Origin of the sequence: Bacillus sp. FSL R7-0646 (assembly GCF_037969865.1) — a bacterium.
In the GTDB taxonomy this organism is placed as follows: Bacteria; Bacillota; Bacilli; order Bacillales; family Bacillaceae; genus Bacillus; species Bacillus licheniformis.
In genome coordinates this window covers 1,546,766-1,561,598 of the sequence record NZ_CP150217.1, presented here as the reverse complement: position 1 = coordinate 1,561,598, position 14,833 = coordinate 1,546,766, and the positions used below count along the sequence as shown (strand labels likewise).

The 14,833-nt window shown below is 45.5% G+C and carries 13 protein-coding genes; 6 read left to right on the top strand and 7 right to left on the bottom strand.

Going from position 1 to position 14,833, the window contains the following annotated elements:
* Nucleotides 1–4: 4 nt before the first annotated feature.
* Together MKY62_RS07995 and fadH are read right to left on the bottom strand one after the other, a co-directional pair.
* A complete protein-coding gene (locus MKY62_RS07995) occupies nucleotides 5–1,225 on the bottom strand; it encodes an EAL-associated domain-containing protein (RefSeq protein WP_003181297.1) in 1,221 nt (406 codons plus the stop codon).
* Nucleotides 1,226–1,292: 67 nt separating this feature from the next.
* Entirely contained in the window at nucleotides 1,293–2,057 is a 765-nt protein-coding gene (fadH, locus tag MKY62_RS07990; RefSeq protein WP_003181295.1) for a 2,4-dienoyl-CoA reductase, read from the bottom strand.
* A gap of 145 nt (nucleotides 2,058–2,202) precedes the next feature.
* On the opposite strand from fadH, the gene MKY62_RS07985 reads away from it, so the two are divergent.
* From MKY62_RS07985 to MKY62_RS07970, 4 genes are all read left to right on the top strand, one after another.
* On the top strand, nucleotides 2,203–3,060 hold the full coding sequence (locus MKY62_RS07985; protein WP_003181293.1) for a metallophosphoesterase: 858 nt from the start codon (nucleotides 2,203–2,205) through the stop codon (nucleotides 3,058–3,060).
* Between the two features lie 179 nt (nucleotides 3,061–3,239).
* Complete coding sequence (locus tag MKY62_RS07980) at nucleotides 3,240–3,737, top strand: L,D-transpeptidase family protein (protein ID WP_003181289.1); 498 nt, start codon at nucleotides 3,240–3,242, stop codon at nucleotides 3,735–3,737.
* Nucleotides 3,738–3,825: 88 nt separating this feature from the next.
* Nucleotides 3,826–5,127 (top strand): MFS transporter, encoded by a 1,302-nt coding sequence (locus MKY62_RS07975; protein ID WP_003181287.1) that lies wholly within the window; start codon nucleotides 3,826–3,828, stop codon nucleotides 5,125–5,127.
* A gap of 141 nt (nucleotides 5,128–5,268) precedes the next feature.
* Nucleotides 5,269–5,730, top strand: coding sequence for a YkyB family protein (locus MKY62_RS07970; protein ID WP_003181285.1), 462 nt, complete (start codon nucleotides 5,269–5,271; stop codon nucleotides 5,728–5,730).
* 31 nt (nucleotides 5,731–5,761) lie between these two features.
* Here MKY62_RS07970 and MKY62_RS07965 read toward each other — a convergent pair whose 3' ends face one another.
* The 3 genes from MKY62_RS07965 to MKY62_RS07955 form a co-directional block, all read right to left on the bottom strand.
* Nucleotides 5,762–6,679 (bottom strand): chemotaxis protein, encoded by a 918-nt coding sequence (locus MKY62_RS07965; RefSeq protein ID WP_003181284.1) that lies wholly within the window; start codon nucleotides 6,677–6,679, stop codon nucleotides 5,762–5,764.
* A gap of 73 nt (nucleotides 6,680–6,752) precedes the next feature.
* Nucleotides 6,753–8,072 (bottom strand): MFS transporter, encoded by a 1,320-nt coding sequence (locus MKY62_RS07960; RefSeq protein WP_003181282.1) that lies wholly within the window; start codon nucleotides 8,070–8,072, stop codon nucleotides 6,753–6,755.
* A 96-nt stretch (nucleotides 8,073–8,168) separates the two neighbouring features.
* On the bottom strand, nucleotides 8,169–8,693 hold the full coding sequence (locus tag MKY62_RS07955) for an RDD family protein (RefSeq protein WP_003181280.1): 525 nt from the start codon (nucleotides 8,691–8,693) through the stop codon (nucleotides 8,169–8,171).
* Between the two features lie 174 nt (nucleotides 8,694–8,867).
* Between MKY62_RS07955 and MKY62_RS07950 the strand changes: the two genes are divergently transcribed.
* Entirely contained in the window at nucleotides 8,868–9,023 is a 156-nt protein-coding gene (locus tag MKY62_RS07950; RefSeq protein WP_011197938.1) for a hypothetical protein, read from the top strand.
* A gap of 191 nt (nucleotides 9,024–9,214) precedes the next feature.
* Nucleotides 9,215–10,384, top strand: a complete 1,170-nt coding sequence (locus MKY62_RS07945) for an aminotransferase A (protein ID WP_003181276.1) — start codon at nucleotides 9,215–9,217, stop codon at nucleotides 10,382–10,384.
* Between the two features lie 31 nt (nucleotides 10,385–10,415).
* On the opposite strand, the gene MKY62_RS07940 is transcribed toward MKY62_RS07945, so the two are convergent.
* The gene (locus tag MKY62_RS07940; protein ID WP_003181274.1) at nucleotides 10,416–12,227 is read right to left on the bottom strand and encodes a PAS domain-containing protein; all 1,812 of its coding nucleotides are present in this window, start codon (nucleotides 12,225–12,227) and stop codon (nucleotides 10,416–10,418) included.
* 160 nt (nucleotides 12,228–12,387) lie between these two features.
* A complete protein-coding gene (locus MKY62_RS07935) occupies nucleotides 12,388–14,496 on the bottom strand; it encodes a penicillin-binding protein 2 (RefSeq protein ID WP_003181272.1) in 2,109 nt (702 codons plus the stop codon).
* Nucleotides 14,497–14,833 lie beyond the last annotated feature (337 nt).

Genomic DNA, 14,833 nt, shown 5'->3' with positions numbered 1-14,833 from the left:
CCGCTTAAATTAATCCGTCTTGTTCGTATAAATATGAGTAGGACAGGTCAATGAACAGATACAATTCTTCATCCATCGGATAGGAAAACGTTCTGATCATTTCCCCCGTTTCGATATCGCTGTACAAATCGCTGAAAAACCCTTTTCTCATCGTTCTCATCCTCATGATATTCTCGAGAAAATAAGGGCGCCAGCTCCAATTTTTGCCGATGTACTCAGGCTGAAATATCCATGCTCCGTCATGCTTAAACACGTTTTTCGTCAGCTGAATACCGTCTTCATCGCACATGTAAATTCTAAAGCTGCAATCTGTCAGTTCTTTTCCGAGATTGAAGAGAAATTCATCGTCTGACTGAGCCGTTTTCTTTAGCGATGTGACAAGCTGATGAACCCGTTTGTAAAACTGCTCGGAGTGATCGTACAGAATGGTTAGCTTCTTCTTCTCATGCGTGATGAATTGATGAAACTCGGCCTGCAGCCGGTCCTTTAATACATCCCGTTCGATAAATTTATCCTTCGGCAGCTCAAGATACTGCCCCTGGAAATATCGGCCCCCGTTTCTCCATGCGTATTGCAGCTGAAAGCTCGCTTCAATATCTTCATAAAGCAATGCGGCTCCGATTTTTCTGGCAAGGAGAGATATGCTGTAAAGCACATATTCATAGGAAGGCGAAGGAGAAGACAGCTTGAGCGGCTGAAGGTCGATCTTTAACAGATCCGGAGAAAGAAGAGCGATTCTGTCGAGATTGCTGCTTTCCTTACCGATATTATCAACAGCGACTTTAATTCCGTATGTACGGTAATAGGTCAGCAAATGATGAAGCTGTTCAATATCCCCTTCAAACTTTTGCTCCGTGATTTCGATAACGAAACGGCTGAGCTCGAGCCCTTTATCCTGATATTCCATCAACAGGTCGAGGAACGATTCGCCGTGATCCATCATCAGCACATTTGCATCTTGATTGACGAAGATGAGCAGGTCGCGCCCGCTGTCCAGAAAATGATCGAGCGCCTGGCGGATCACCTTGAGATCAACCTCTTTCTTGTATTCTTCCGGAATTGTCGGATCAGAAAAAAACGGCCCGAGGCTCTTCACTTCAGTTTCTACCTTGATGCGCCCCAGCACTTCATAGCCGATCACCTTTTGTTCTTCAGCACTGAAGATCGGCTGATAGTATGGAATGACATCTTCAATGTTCGTTAAAATATCGAGTGGATCCAACATGGCATATCACCTGCTTCTAATCTTTGTCTGATTATACCATACCGGCTCGCACCTTTGAATTTGAAATCTAAAACGGACGGGGATTCAGCCATTGACCTCCGTCCATCGTCACACACTCCCCGTTGACATATCCCGCCTGCTCAGAAAGCAAAAATGCGGCGAGTCCCGCGATTTCTTCAGGGGTGCCCAGCCTTTTGAGCGGAACGCTTTTGATTGTCGCGTGCGCGGCTTCTTCCGATTCAAATAATTTTTCGGCTCCGCCCGTCCTCTCGATCGGACCGGGCGCAATGGCGTTGCACCTAATCCCGTATGCACTTCCCCACTCGACGGCAAGCGTCCTTGTCAGCGACAGAACGCCTGCTTTTGCCGCCGCGGAGTGAACGACACCGGCACCGGCGCCCCATGCATACGTCGCGACCATATTTAAAATCTGGCCGCGTTTCTTTTCCTTGATCCAGTAGCGGCCGGCTGCTTGGCTGCAATAAAATGTGCCGTTCAGCACGATATCGATGACCGCCTTCCAGCCGTTGACCGATAGTTTTTCAGCCGGGCAGATAAAGTTGCCTGCGGCATTGTTAACCAAAGCGTCGATCGTGCCAAACCGTCCTGCCGCCTCTGTGATCATCTGTTCCACATCTTCAACAGACCGGACATCCATCCGGCATACGGCCACCTGCCCGGCAAAAGTTTCAATTTCTTCTTTGGCCGCTTCGAGCGTTTCTTGTGTTCTGCCCGTAATCATCACATTCCATCCTTCTTCAGCCTGCTTTTTGGCGATCGCTTTTCCCATTCCGCTCGACCCGCCGGTCACGATTACAACTTTTCTGTCCATATCCATCCCCCTTGTTATGAATGAGTATTCATTCAATTGATAGTTTATCATATAAATTAAAAAAAATTAACAAAACATGCGGACTGTCCTAAAATGGCTTTTCTGGATGATATAATGTAGAGAATCTATTAAAGGTTGGTTGATTATGAAAAATCCGTCCAGAAGACAATTTTTAAAAGGCTTCTTAGGCCTTGCCGCAGCAGGGCTCTTTACCGCTGCCGGCGGCTTGGGCTATGCGCGCTATCTCGAACCGCACATGCTTGAAACAAACTTTATTCCCATTCGGCATCGGCTCATTCCTAAAGGGTTTGATCAGTTTCGGATCGTTCAGTTCAGCGATACCCACTTAAGCGAATACTTTACAGCAGACGAGCTTTCAAATGTTGTCAGCCAAGTGAACGCCCTCTCCCCGGATCTTATCGTATTCAGCGGGGATTTAATAGATAAACCGCATCGCTACCGGGAACACGAGCGTGCTGTAAGCGCCTTAAAAAAGCTTTCAGCCCCCTATGGAAAGCTTGCTATATTCGGGAACCATGATCACGGAGGCTATGGAACAAAAGTCTATCAGACGCTCATGGCATCGGCCGGTTTTCGGGTGCTGCGAAACGATTTGCTGAAGCTTGAATTGATAGACGGAAGCGTAATTGAGATCGCTTCACTCGATGATTTGATGCTCGGCAGACCTGACTACGAAGGCATCCTGTCAAAGCTGAGCAAAAAAGCCTTTTCGATTTTGCTCGTCCATGAGCCTGATGCCGCTTTAACGGCAAATCAATACCCCGTCAATCTGCAAATATCCGGACACACCCACGGCGGACAAATTCAGATTCCCGTATTCGGTCCTTTGATTACGCCTCCGTACGGAGAAATTTATACGGAAGGAATGTATGAAACAGCCGGAATGAAAATCTATGTCAATCGAGGAATCGGCACGACCAGGCTGCCGCTCCGCTTTCTGTCAAAGCCTGAAATCACCGTGTTCCAGCTTGAATCCATTTAAATCTTGCCCGGTCTTTTGGCTCAAAACAAAAGGCATCTGCATACATTAAGTAAAAACATTCCCGCTCCATTTCATCCAATCCCCATCAAAAAAACGAAACTTCCTCAGCCTCTTTCCGTCTATATATTAGCAGCGGAAAAGGCTCTCTTTTCGTTTTTGAAAAGGAGATGTGCTGATTATTGCTGATGTACCAAGTCAAACCCGGAGAAACCCTGGAAAGCATCGCCGCCGATTTCAGAACGACCCGGCAGGCGTTGCTGCAGGCGAATCCTGGCTTAAACGGCGGCCAAGTGTCCGCGGGCCAGTCGATTATCATTCCCGGCATCAGAAATCCGGACACAATTCCATACCGGATTGCCGTGTCTCTCAACGGAAGAACGCTCAGATTGTATGAGCGAGACAGACTTGTAAAAACATATCCGATTGCCGTCGGAAAAATCCTCACACAGACGCCGAGAGGCGAATTTGTCATCGTCAACCGGCAGCCAAATCCGGGCGGCCCGTTCGGCGCCTACTGGCTGAGCCTGTCAAAACAGCACTACGGCATCCATGGAACGAATAACCCTTCGTCAATTGGCAAAGCTGTTTCAAGGGGATGTATCCGCATGCACAATCGGGATGTTCTGGAACTTGCTTCTATCGTACCCAACGGAACCCGAGTGTCCATTACACCTTAGACGAGTACATTTCCAGACAAATGCAATTTGAACAATACAACATCTTGTATTAAGATATAATGGGACCTTTAGGGTAAGGAGCGTATATATGGATCTTTTTAAAAATCGTAATTTCGTCCGACTTTTTTTCGCAGCTTTCGCTTCTCAAATGGGAACGACAGTCGGAAATATGGCTTTCGCCTTTTTCTTGCTCGACCGGTTCAGCAGCCAGCCGGCCTATACGACAATCGCCGAGCTGATGTATTCCTTGCCGACGGTTTTCGTATTCTTTATCGTCGGGGTGGTCGCTGACCGTTTTGACCGCAAGAAAGTCGCGGAAAACTGTGATTGGATCAGAGCGGGACTGACTGTCGTTCTTTTCTTTGTATTGTATCTTCAAATTATACCGCTTGTGTTTTTAGTCCTATTTATCAGAAGCGCGGTTACAAAATTTTTCTACCCGGCCGAAGCAAGTTTGGTCCAGGCCATTTTAAGAAAGGACCAGTATGCAAAGGCTGCAGGACTGAACCAGATGCTTTTCAGCCTGTTTCTATTGTTCGGCGTAGGAATTGGAGCATTTATGTACAAGACGATCGGCTTGCATGGAGCAATCGCTCTTGATTTTGTGAGCTTTATCGTCTCCGGCTTTTTAATCCGTTCCTGCGATATACCGCTTGCAGCGCGGAAGCCGAACGGAAATAAAGGCTGGAAAAACATGACCGTCAAAGATTCGATGCGCGATTTTAAGGAAGGCATCGTTTATATATTAAAAAATAAATTGCTTGCCTCTCTTGTATTCGGATATTTTATTTTCGGGCTTGTAAGCGGCGGACTTTCGGTTCTGCCGATGTTTAAAATGAAGTATGAGCTGTCCCCTGACAGTTATGAGTGGCATACTTCCCTCTTCACAATCGTACTGGGCATCGGACTTTTGACTGGGATTGCCGTCGCCGCCCTGCTCGAAAAAAAAGTGAAGCCGGCATACATGATGTCAGTCCCGATTTTTATCGCGGGTGCCTTTATCATCCTGCTTGGCTTTACAGATCAATTGCCCGTATACTACTCGGCTGCATTTCTTGCCGGGATATGCATCGGGCCGATCAACACAGCTCTTGGCGGCTGGATTCCCAAAATCGTCCATCCAAGGCTGATGGGAAGGGTCAGCGGGTGGACCGATCCGCTGACAATGCTGGCGCAATCCTCAGCGCTTGGCATGATCGCTGTCCTATTCCCGGGAATCATCGCCGATGTGGATTATATATATTACGGCTTGGCGGGAATTATTCTGCTGGCGGCGCTGTACTACTTTATCGCCCTGCCTAAATTAAGCGCCGAGAGTGCGGAAATCGACGTTCAAGCGGCGCTGAAGAGACAAAAAAATACAAAAGCGAAAATGAACTCTGTTTTATAAAGATGAAAACGCGCGATTCCATAAAAAATCGCGCGTTTTTTCTATGGGATATTTGCATTTTCTGTTCTATTTCGTATAATTTAGACATAAGCCTTGCATCTTTAGGAGGTGATCTAGAAACGAATGGATAGGAGAGAAAAAATGGACGACCATAATCATACGAAAGAATTAAAACCGACAGTTGAAAACCTTTCAAAAGCGATTTATACAGTTAACCGCCATGCGAAAACCGCGACTAATCCCAAATACCTGTATCTTCTGAAAAAGAAAGCTTTGCAAAAGCTGCTTAATGAAGGAAAAGGTAAAAAGGTAGGCCTGCATTTTTCGAAAAATCCAAGATTCAGCCAGCAGCAGTCAGATGTGCTGATATCTCTCGGAGACTACTTTTTTCACATGCCTCCAACAAAAGAAGACTTCGCAAACCTTCCACACTTAGGTACATTAAATCATTCGTATCGGAACCCTAAAGCTCATATGTCCTTGAATATAGCGAAACAGCTTCTTCAAAACTACACGGGAATCAAAGAAAAACCGCTCGTCACAAACCGGAAGCGTCCAGCCTCAAAACCCGTCTTCAAGAAGCTTGGCGAAAGCTATTTTTAATAAAAAAAAAAGCCTCCTTTCGAGGCTTTTTTTAGTTCTTGAAAATATATTTATCAAGCTTTTCGATCAGTTCATTGAGCTCTGGCTTGCTGATTTGTTCATCGGCTCCGACTTGTTCCCCTTTATGGCGAAGATCGTCTGTAATCAAAGAAGAGAAAATCAAGATCGGCAGCTCCGTACTCAGCGGGTTATCTTTTAGCAGCTTTGTGAGCCGGTGTCCATCCATCTGCGGCATTTCAATATCCGTGATCATCAGATCGACTTTTTCGTGAAGAGCTGTGCCGTCTTCCATCAATTGAAGCGCGTGCTCGTAAGCGTCTTTTCCGTTTTCAAAAGACACGATGTTGTTGTATCCCGCTTCATTCAGCTTTTCCACCAATAGCCGCAAGAGGAGCGGAGAGTCCTCGACAATGATCAGCTTTTTGTCAGTCCGTCTCTGATCGAATTTTTCATTTTTCATTTGATAAGGGTCCATACCTGACTCAGACTCAAGATCAAAAATGATTTTTTCGTAATCTGGCAGGAAAATCATGGTGCCGTCGAGCTTAATGATGCCGGTAAGGTGACGGTCCATCCCTTGATTCAAAGCAGTCGGCTTCTCAATTTCTTCCCATGACACCCGGTGAATCTGTGAAACCGCTCCAGTGTGAAAGACGATTTTCCGCTTGTTAAATTCCGTCACAATGTATTTTTCTTGATGCTCGTCATCACCGTGCTCAACGCCAAAGAAAGAGAATAAATCAATGACGGGAAGAATTTCCCCGCGCAATGTAATCATGCCCTCCATATGCTTATGCGAATGAGGCACTTTCGTAATTTCAACCGGCTGAATGATTTCTCTGACTTTCATGACATTTATGCCGAAAATGTTGAGACCAACCTCGAACTTCACGATTTCTAATTCATTGGTTCCCGAACTTAATAAAATTTCCTGTTGGTTTGAAGACACTGATATCCCTCTCTATCCTACTTTGTGTTTACTTTTTATATCGGCGTCTTTTGTTAAAAGTTGATGCTCCGGCTCAAGCTTTTGCCTTAACATTTTGATGAATGATCAGGCCGATCGCCGCCAATAACACTAAAGATCCGAAAGCCATTCGGCTGGCCATGTTCCCGAGATCCCTGAACAGCAAAGTAATCGATCCGTAGAGGACCGGACCGAAAATGGAAGAGATTTTCCCCGACAAAGCAAACAATCCGAAAAATTCGCCTCTTTTATGTTCTGGCGTCAGCTCGATAATCAGTGTCCTTGATGCGACCCATGTGCCTCCAAGCGAAATGCCGAACAAGCTCCCCGCAATCCAAAACAAGAGCGTTGACGTCGTGCATGCTCCAATCGTCAAAGCGGTGATCATAATGGCGGCGACAAGGCTGACCGCGTGCTTGGCGCCGATTCTTTTCGTCACAAAGCCGAGCAGAAATGAACCGATGATGCTTGATACAGTAGAAACAAGGTAAAGCAAAACGAATTGTCCGGTCGTAAAACCGATGACCGTTTTTGAATAAACCGCCATCATGGCTATTGCTGTAGCAAGCGCATCATTCAGGAAAAAGTAGGCGATCATGAATAAGAAGACCGGCTTATATAGACGAATGTCTTTGAATGTCTGCACAATTTCCCAGTATCCGCTGAAAAACGATTTCTTTTCTTTCGGTTCCGGTTTTCTTTTCTCTTTCGTGAAGAGCAGATACGGAAGTGAAAAAAACAGAAACAAGAGAGCCGACGGGATGAATGCGCGGTGAAAATCCTGGTTGCCGACAAGAAGGTATACCGTTAACCCGGCTAAAGTGCCGATATACCCGATTGCAATTCCGAAACCTGATAAGAGCGGGATTTCTTCTTTTGTCCCCAAGTCAGCCAAAATCGTATCATAGAACACCAAGCTTGAATGATAGAAAAACTTTGCGGTCACAAACATGATGACGACAAGGATCAAGGATAGCGGAAGCCCGTATATGTCCTTCTGAAACGAAGCCCCGGCAAAAACCCCCATTAAAATGGTGCATGAAACACAAATCATCGTAAACAGGCCGATGTATTTTTTCTTTCTGCCCGTTCGGTCGATCAGCACTCCGAATAAAGGCGTGAAAATGACAAGCAGAAAGCTTGCGGCTGCGTTCGAATAGGAGATAAAAGTGCTTGCCACCTGATTCATGCTGGCATTTTCGCCGACTGCCTCCTGCAAATAAAAAGGAAAAAAGATCGTCACAATATTTGATGAAAAAATGGTATTTGCAAAATCGTATAACGCCCAAGAAAGAATCGGCAGCGTCAAAAAGAGCTTGATTCCCGTTCTTTGCGCCCGCTTTACAGCTTGTTCACGTTCCGGCTGAGTATCCATCTGGATTGATGCCTCCTTATTTTTATTCCTGCCGTGAAACATTTTCCTGAACAAGACAGCACGCATTCAAGCTGAAAGCGTGCTGTCTTTTGCCCGTTATTTTTTTACGACAATGGTTCCTGCCAACATATCATGAAGCGCCTGGCGCCTTTCTGTAAAAAAGGCCATAATGTAGCCGATCATCAAAATCGGAGATAGAAAGCTTTTGGCCAGAAACCTTCCGGCTGCACGGCCGAATGAGATTCTTCCGCCTTCTGCCTTCGCCACCTGAACGTTCATGATTTTCTTGCCTAGCGTCCCTTGCCATTTGGATGATTCCATCAGCGTGTAATAAAGAAAATACACAATAAAAGTAATACTTCCAACGATCGCTACGGTTTTGAACATACTGATGATAAACGTAAAGACTTCCTGATCGCTCAAATACTCGGGATCAGTCTCCATCATGAGCATGATATCCGAATTTCCCAACATCAACGTCGCTGTTAAAACGTACGTGAAAATATATGCGGGAATCCCGAGAATTAATCCGTCGAGCAGGGAAGCTACAAAACGCGCGCCGATTCCGGCATACTCGCTCCTTTCAGGAGCAGTTTCGTGTTTGTCTAATTCCAATTCCAATGTGCTTTTCCTCCTAACATCTTGACTTCTATATACTACTAAGACTGGCTGAACATTATCAATACGTATCGCATTTTTTTAAAGTTAAATTAATGTACGGATCACAAGTTTTTCATTGACTTTGACATTTATCGTGTTACAATGGTCAAGGATTTTTCAGGAAAGGTGTTTATGATGGGAACAATTGTAGCGATTAAAAATCATGAAATGACCATTTTAGAAGAGGTCAGCCGGGCCGTTTACACAGAAATGCTCAAGGAAGCTTCAGACAGTGAAGAACAAATATATATTTCGTGGAAAGAAGATTTTGACTCCGATTACGGCTACTAAACGGAACATAACGTAAGGCAATCGTTTGATTGTCTTATTTTTCTATCTGCCGCCGTCCGCATGTCCGCATACCTTGCATCGTTTCGCATATACTTGTTACGAGTTTTTATAAAATTGATTGATTAAAAGATGACAATTGGTCTGATGATGGTAAAATAAGATAAACCATAACATTTTTAAGGTGATGCTAAATGGAACATTTGCTTAATCCAAATGTAAAAGAAATCGAAATCTCAGGGATCCGCAAGTTCTCAAACCTTGTATCCCAGTACGAAAACGTAATCTCTTTAACAATCGGCCAGCCTGATTTCTTCACCCCCCACCATGTCAAACAGGCCGCCAAAAAAGCGATAGATGAGAATCAAACATCCTACACTCACAACGCCGGATATCCTGAGCTGAGGCAGGCTGTACAGCTTTATATGAAGAAAAAAGCCGATTTAAATTATGAAGCGGAAAGCGAGATTATTGTGACAACAGGCGCCAGCCAGGCTATCGATTCGGCATTCCGCACGATTTTATCTCCGGGCGATGAAGTCATTCTTCCGGGGCCGGTATACCCCGGCTATGAGCCGATCATCAAAATGTGCGGAGCGTCTCCATTGATCATTGACACCACGTCCCACGGCTTTAAGCTGACAGCAAAATTGATCGAGGAAGCGCTGACGCCGAAGACAAAATGTGTTGTTCTTCCATATCCGTCGAATCCGACGGGAATGACGCTGTCCGAAGAAGAGCTGAAGGACATCGCCTCCCTTTTAAAAGGCCGAAACGTCTTTGTGCTCTCAGATGAAATATACAGCGAACTCACTTTTGACAGACCGCACCACTCGATCGCAACTGTGCTAAGGGACCAGACGATCGTCATCGGCGGGCTTTCCAAATCCCACAGCATGACGGGCTGGAGAATCGGGTTTTTGTTCGCACCGAAGGAAATCGCAAAGCATATTTTAAAAGTCCATCAATACAACGTATCTTGCGCTTCATCGATTTCTCAAAAAGCTGCTCTGGAAGCCGTCACCAACGGGTTTGATGACGCTCTGATCATGCGCGAGCAGTATAAAAAACGGCTGGACTACGTGTACGACAGACTTGTGACGATGGGCCTCGATGTGATTAAACCGTCGGGAGCATTCTACATTTTCCCGTCCATCAAATCGTTTGGAATGTCTTCCTTTGACTTCTGCATGTCGCTTCTTGAAGAAGAGGGGCTTGCGATCGTGCCGGGCAGCTCGTTTTCTGAATACGGGGAAGGCTATGTGAGGATCTCTTACGCATATTCTCCTGATACGCTAAGGGAAGGTCTTGACCGGCTGGAGTCCTTTGTTTTCAATAAGAGGCAATCGATACAGACTACGTAAACAACGGCTTTTACGCCGTTGTTTTTTTATTTTATTTTGGAAATAGAATCTTAAATGTCGTGCCTTTTTCTGCTTTGCTGTCGACTTCGATGGTTCCGTTGTGATTTTCGATGATATTGAAGGTGACCATCAAACCGAGGCCTGTTCCTTTTTCCTTCGTCGTCAAAAACGGCTCGCCGATCCGCTTCAGGACATGTTCAGGTATCCCTTCTCCTTCGTCCTCCACCTCGACGACGACCGAATCGTCGGTTTCTCTGACCGTCAAATGAACCGTCCCGCCGTTTGGCATGGATTCGACGGCGTTTTTGATTAGGTTGATAAACACTTGCTTTAATTGATTTTGATCCCCTTTAATGTAAATTTTGTCGTCTGTGAGGATCGTATTGATCAAAATGCCGTTTAAGTTGGCCTGCGTTTCTAAAAGCGCCGTCACTTCGCGGATCAGCCTGATCAGATCAAGCTTTTCTTTCAATGCGTTTTGCTGCGGCTTTGCCAGCATGAGAAGCTCGCTCAAGATCAATTCGATTCTGCTTAACTCGGAAAAGATAATATTAAAATAATGTTCATTTTCTTCCATTGTCGGCTTCATCAGCTGCAAAAACCCTTTGATCGCGGTGAGCGGATTGCGGATTTCATGGGCGATCCCGGCTGCAAGCTGTCCGGCAATCGACAGCTTTTCCGAACGGACCATCAGCTCTTCGGTCTGCTTGCGTTCAGAAATGTCCCTTAAAATCACCTGAACCGCCGTTTCCCCGAAAAATGTCGTAGGGATGCAAACCATTTCTGTATAGATGAGCCTTTTTTCAAATGTATACCACGTCTGTTTTATGATTTCAGATTCGGATTGGCGGTCTGTGATCCGTTTCAGCCTCGCTTTGACATCTTCGTGATCGCATGGGTGCAGGTGTTCGTAAATATCTTTGCCGATTAAATCCTCATACGTCTTTGCTTCAAACAGACGAATGCCCGATTCATTCATAAAGACCCATCTTCCTTTATGAATCACGGCTATCGTATCGATTGAGTTTTGAATCAAGAGCTGATATCGCTCCCTGCTTTTTTGCAAAATGGTCTGAAATTTTTTTCTCGATGAAATGTCAATGAGAAGAAGCAGCTCCGCTTTCTGGTTTTGATAAATGGTCGGCGCCGCCTTGACTTCGAGGTGAATCTGCGTGCCGTCGAGCTTATGCCACGTTTGCTCGATCATTCCGACATCAAGTCCCTGCTGCATCCGCTTAATGCGGTTTTTGACGATGTCATGGTACTCTTTCTCGATAAAATCGTAGGAATACTTTCCGATAATTTGCCGTTTATGCTCGGCTCCGAGCAGGTTGACCATGGCGTCATTTACGTAGACTATTTCCCCTTGAACGCTGATGCACAGAGGGTTTGGCAAGCCTTCGATCATGGCTTCGAATTCCTCTTTTGCCGGCAGCCTGGAGGCTTCTTCCGGAGCGTCTTCCTCTTTTATGGAGCTGCTTTTCTTAGAGGGACGGTCTTCAAACACTTTCATTTTGAGTACAATTTCGCGTTCTTTTTCTCCAACATGGGTCGTCACGAAATCGATCGATGCTTCGATCCAGATCATCGTGTAGTCTTTTTTCACAAATCTGAAGGTGCAGGGCAGCAAATGATGCTCATTGTAAAAATAGCTTTCTACCAGAAAAAGATCGTCTTCGTGTAAATAGTCCTTCAAATACGTACCGATCAGTTCATTCTGCTCGTAGCTTAAGAGCTCTTTGCAATTTGCAGATATGTATATAAAACGGCCGTTAGCTGACAGGACTGCCTGTAAATTCATATGAGGCTTATATTGCTCAAAACGTTTTGTTTTTTGTTCCATCATATCCCTCCTTTATACCCTATTCATGACCAGCATTCATTAAAACTATTTTGCTTAAAAGGATTCGCTAAAATGCGAGAAATCTCCTTCAAAACTTCTAGCATTCGTCAAATTTTGATAACAAAAAAAGAACCCGGAAAAAATCCGTGTTCTTTTTTGTCTAATCTTTGCTGTATTTTTTTTGCAGATCGACATAGGCTTTGACGATTTTGGCGGCGATGTTTTTGTTCATCTTCGTTTTGTCGTCGACATTCGGGACGACAACGCTGAAGGCGACCTGCGGATTTTCCGACGGGTAATAGCCGGCAAAGGTGATATTGTAAGTCCTAGTCCCCCACCAGTTTCGGTTTGTGCCGTAGTATTGCGTCTGCGCCGTTCCGGTTTTGCCTGATACGTCAAGCGAACCGAATGCGCCGGCTGCAGTTCCCGTCTGGGTTACTCGTTTAAATCCTTGCTTGACGATGGCGATGTCGCTTTGAGAATTGTTGATACGATTCAGCACATTGGCAGAGCGCTCTTCAATGACCGGACCGAGTTTTTCGCTTTCTGGCTGGTGAATGCTTTTCACGACTCTCGGCTGCAACCTGTATCCGCCGTTGGCGATCGTTGAAACATATTGGGCGAGCTGCAAAGGCGTGTACGTGTCAAACTGGCCGATCGCTTCATCGAGGAGGAGACCCCCGACTATTTTTGGGTTTGTCTGCATCCCGGCCGACTCCTGCGGCAAGTCGATGCCTGTTTTTACCCCAAGGCCAAATTGATTGAAGTAATACCTCATTTTCTTTAAGTCCTCTAGGTTCGCCGGAAGCGGGCCGTTCGGTACATACGTAATTCCTGCCATTCTCATTGCCACATAGAACATATAAACGTTTGAACTTTTTTCCAGCGCTCTAACTTCATTAGCCCAACCGATAGTGTTTCCTCTGTAGGAACCTTTTTTAACTCCCCCTGCGAAGCTCAGCTCTTGGTCTAAATAACTCTGCCCATGCGGCATGCCGTCCTGATAGCCGGCCAGCACGGTCGCGCCTTTGACCGCCGATCCCATTTCGTACTGGGTTGTAAACGCGCCGATTGCATAGTCGGTGATTTTGCCGTCGACGATCCGCTTTCCGGCCATGGACAGAATGTCTCCGTTATTCGGGTCCATCATGACGACGAACGCTCTGTCCAGCATGTAGTTTGAGCCGCGGAATTTATTAAGCTCCTCTTCGATAGCCTCTTCGACTTTCTTTTGGAGCTCCATGTCGAACGTCAGCTGCAGATCGTAGCCGCGTCTTCCTTCATCAACCGTTTCCTGGCTGATAACCTTTCCTGAACGGTTTTCGGTATATTGGACTTTCGCTTTTTTCGGATTTAAATATTCTTCATATTGATACTCGAGATAGCTTTTTCCCACTCTGTCATTCCGGGCATATCCCCTTGTCAGGTAAAAGTCTTCCCGGTCCTTGATAAGCCCTTGTTCAGGCGTTGTGACGCCTCCGAAAATGGAGTAGAGCGTTTTTTCATAAGGATATTTCCTGGTCCAGTCCATGATGACGTCGACGCCGGGCAGTTCCTCAAGATGCTCGGAAACGCGTGAGACTTCCTCATACGTCAAATCGTTGGCCGGCATCTGTTTAGAAGCCTTCTCATCAAGGAGCTGCGCATCGTTTTTCCCCGCGGTTTTCGGGCTCATCGCCTTGACGATTTGCGGCTCATACGCATAGCCGCCAGAAAATCTTCTGAAAATCGCTGCGACTTTAAGCTCATCTTTGTCCTTTTCCAGCGCTTTGATCTCTTCCGCCGGAACGCGGTCCACCTGAAGCTTGTATGTTTGATCAGACTTGAGGGTTTTCTCGCTGTCTTTCAGAAGTGCAGCAGCTTTTTTCGGGTGTCTGGCAAGCCAGTAATCTTTCAGATCTCTCTCTTTCAGAAACGAAGTATCGATATCGATCAATTCTGCGAGTTTTTTGGCTGTGCTGATTTTTTCCTCCGTTTTTGTGCTAGTCATCATCGTATATGTGATCGCGGGAACGCTTTGGTTGTCGACAACCACCCGCCCGTATCTGTCATACATTTTACCCCGCGGTGCCGGGTATGACGCAATTTTCGCCTCGGTTTTCGAAGCTTCCTGCTCATACGCCTCTCCATTGACGATTTGCACGAGGCCCAGCTTGACAATCAGCGCAGCGAACAAAGTGAACACCGCAAAGAAGTACAGGTTGATCCGCCATAAACGCGAACGCCTGCTCTTTTTGATTTCAGCCGGATCATGTTGAGATTCTGTCACTGAAACTCTCTCTCCTCTCACAATATTCAATTTTACATTAATTAACTGAGATATATTGTAACACTTTTGTAATGGTTGTTACAATCTAAAGTTTTCAAAAAAGCTGTCAATCTCTTTTTATATTAAAATTTAACTAACAAATTTAAATTTTACCACGTTTATGACAAGACGTGTAAAAGAACGATCTGGTTGCATATTGGCAGCAAAGGGTTTTTCTTTTTTTATGTCAAAATTAACAATAATACCTTGTCAAAGGGAATATATGGATCTATTATTTCAAAAAAGCCATGTTATGATTCTAGTGTACGAAACAACAACTACTACAACATTTAGGAGG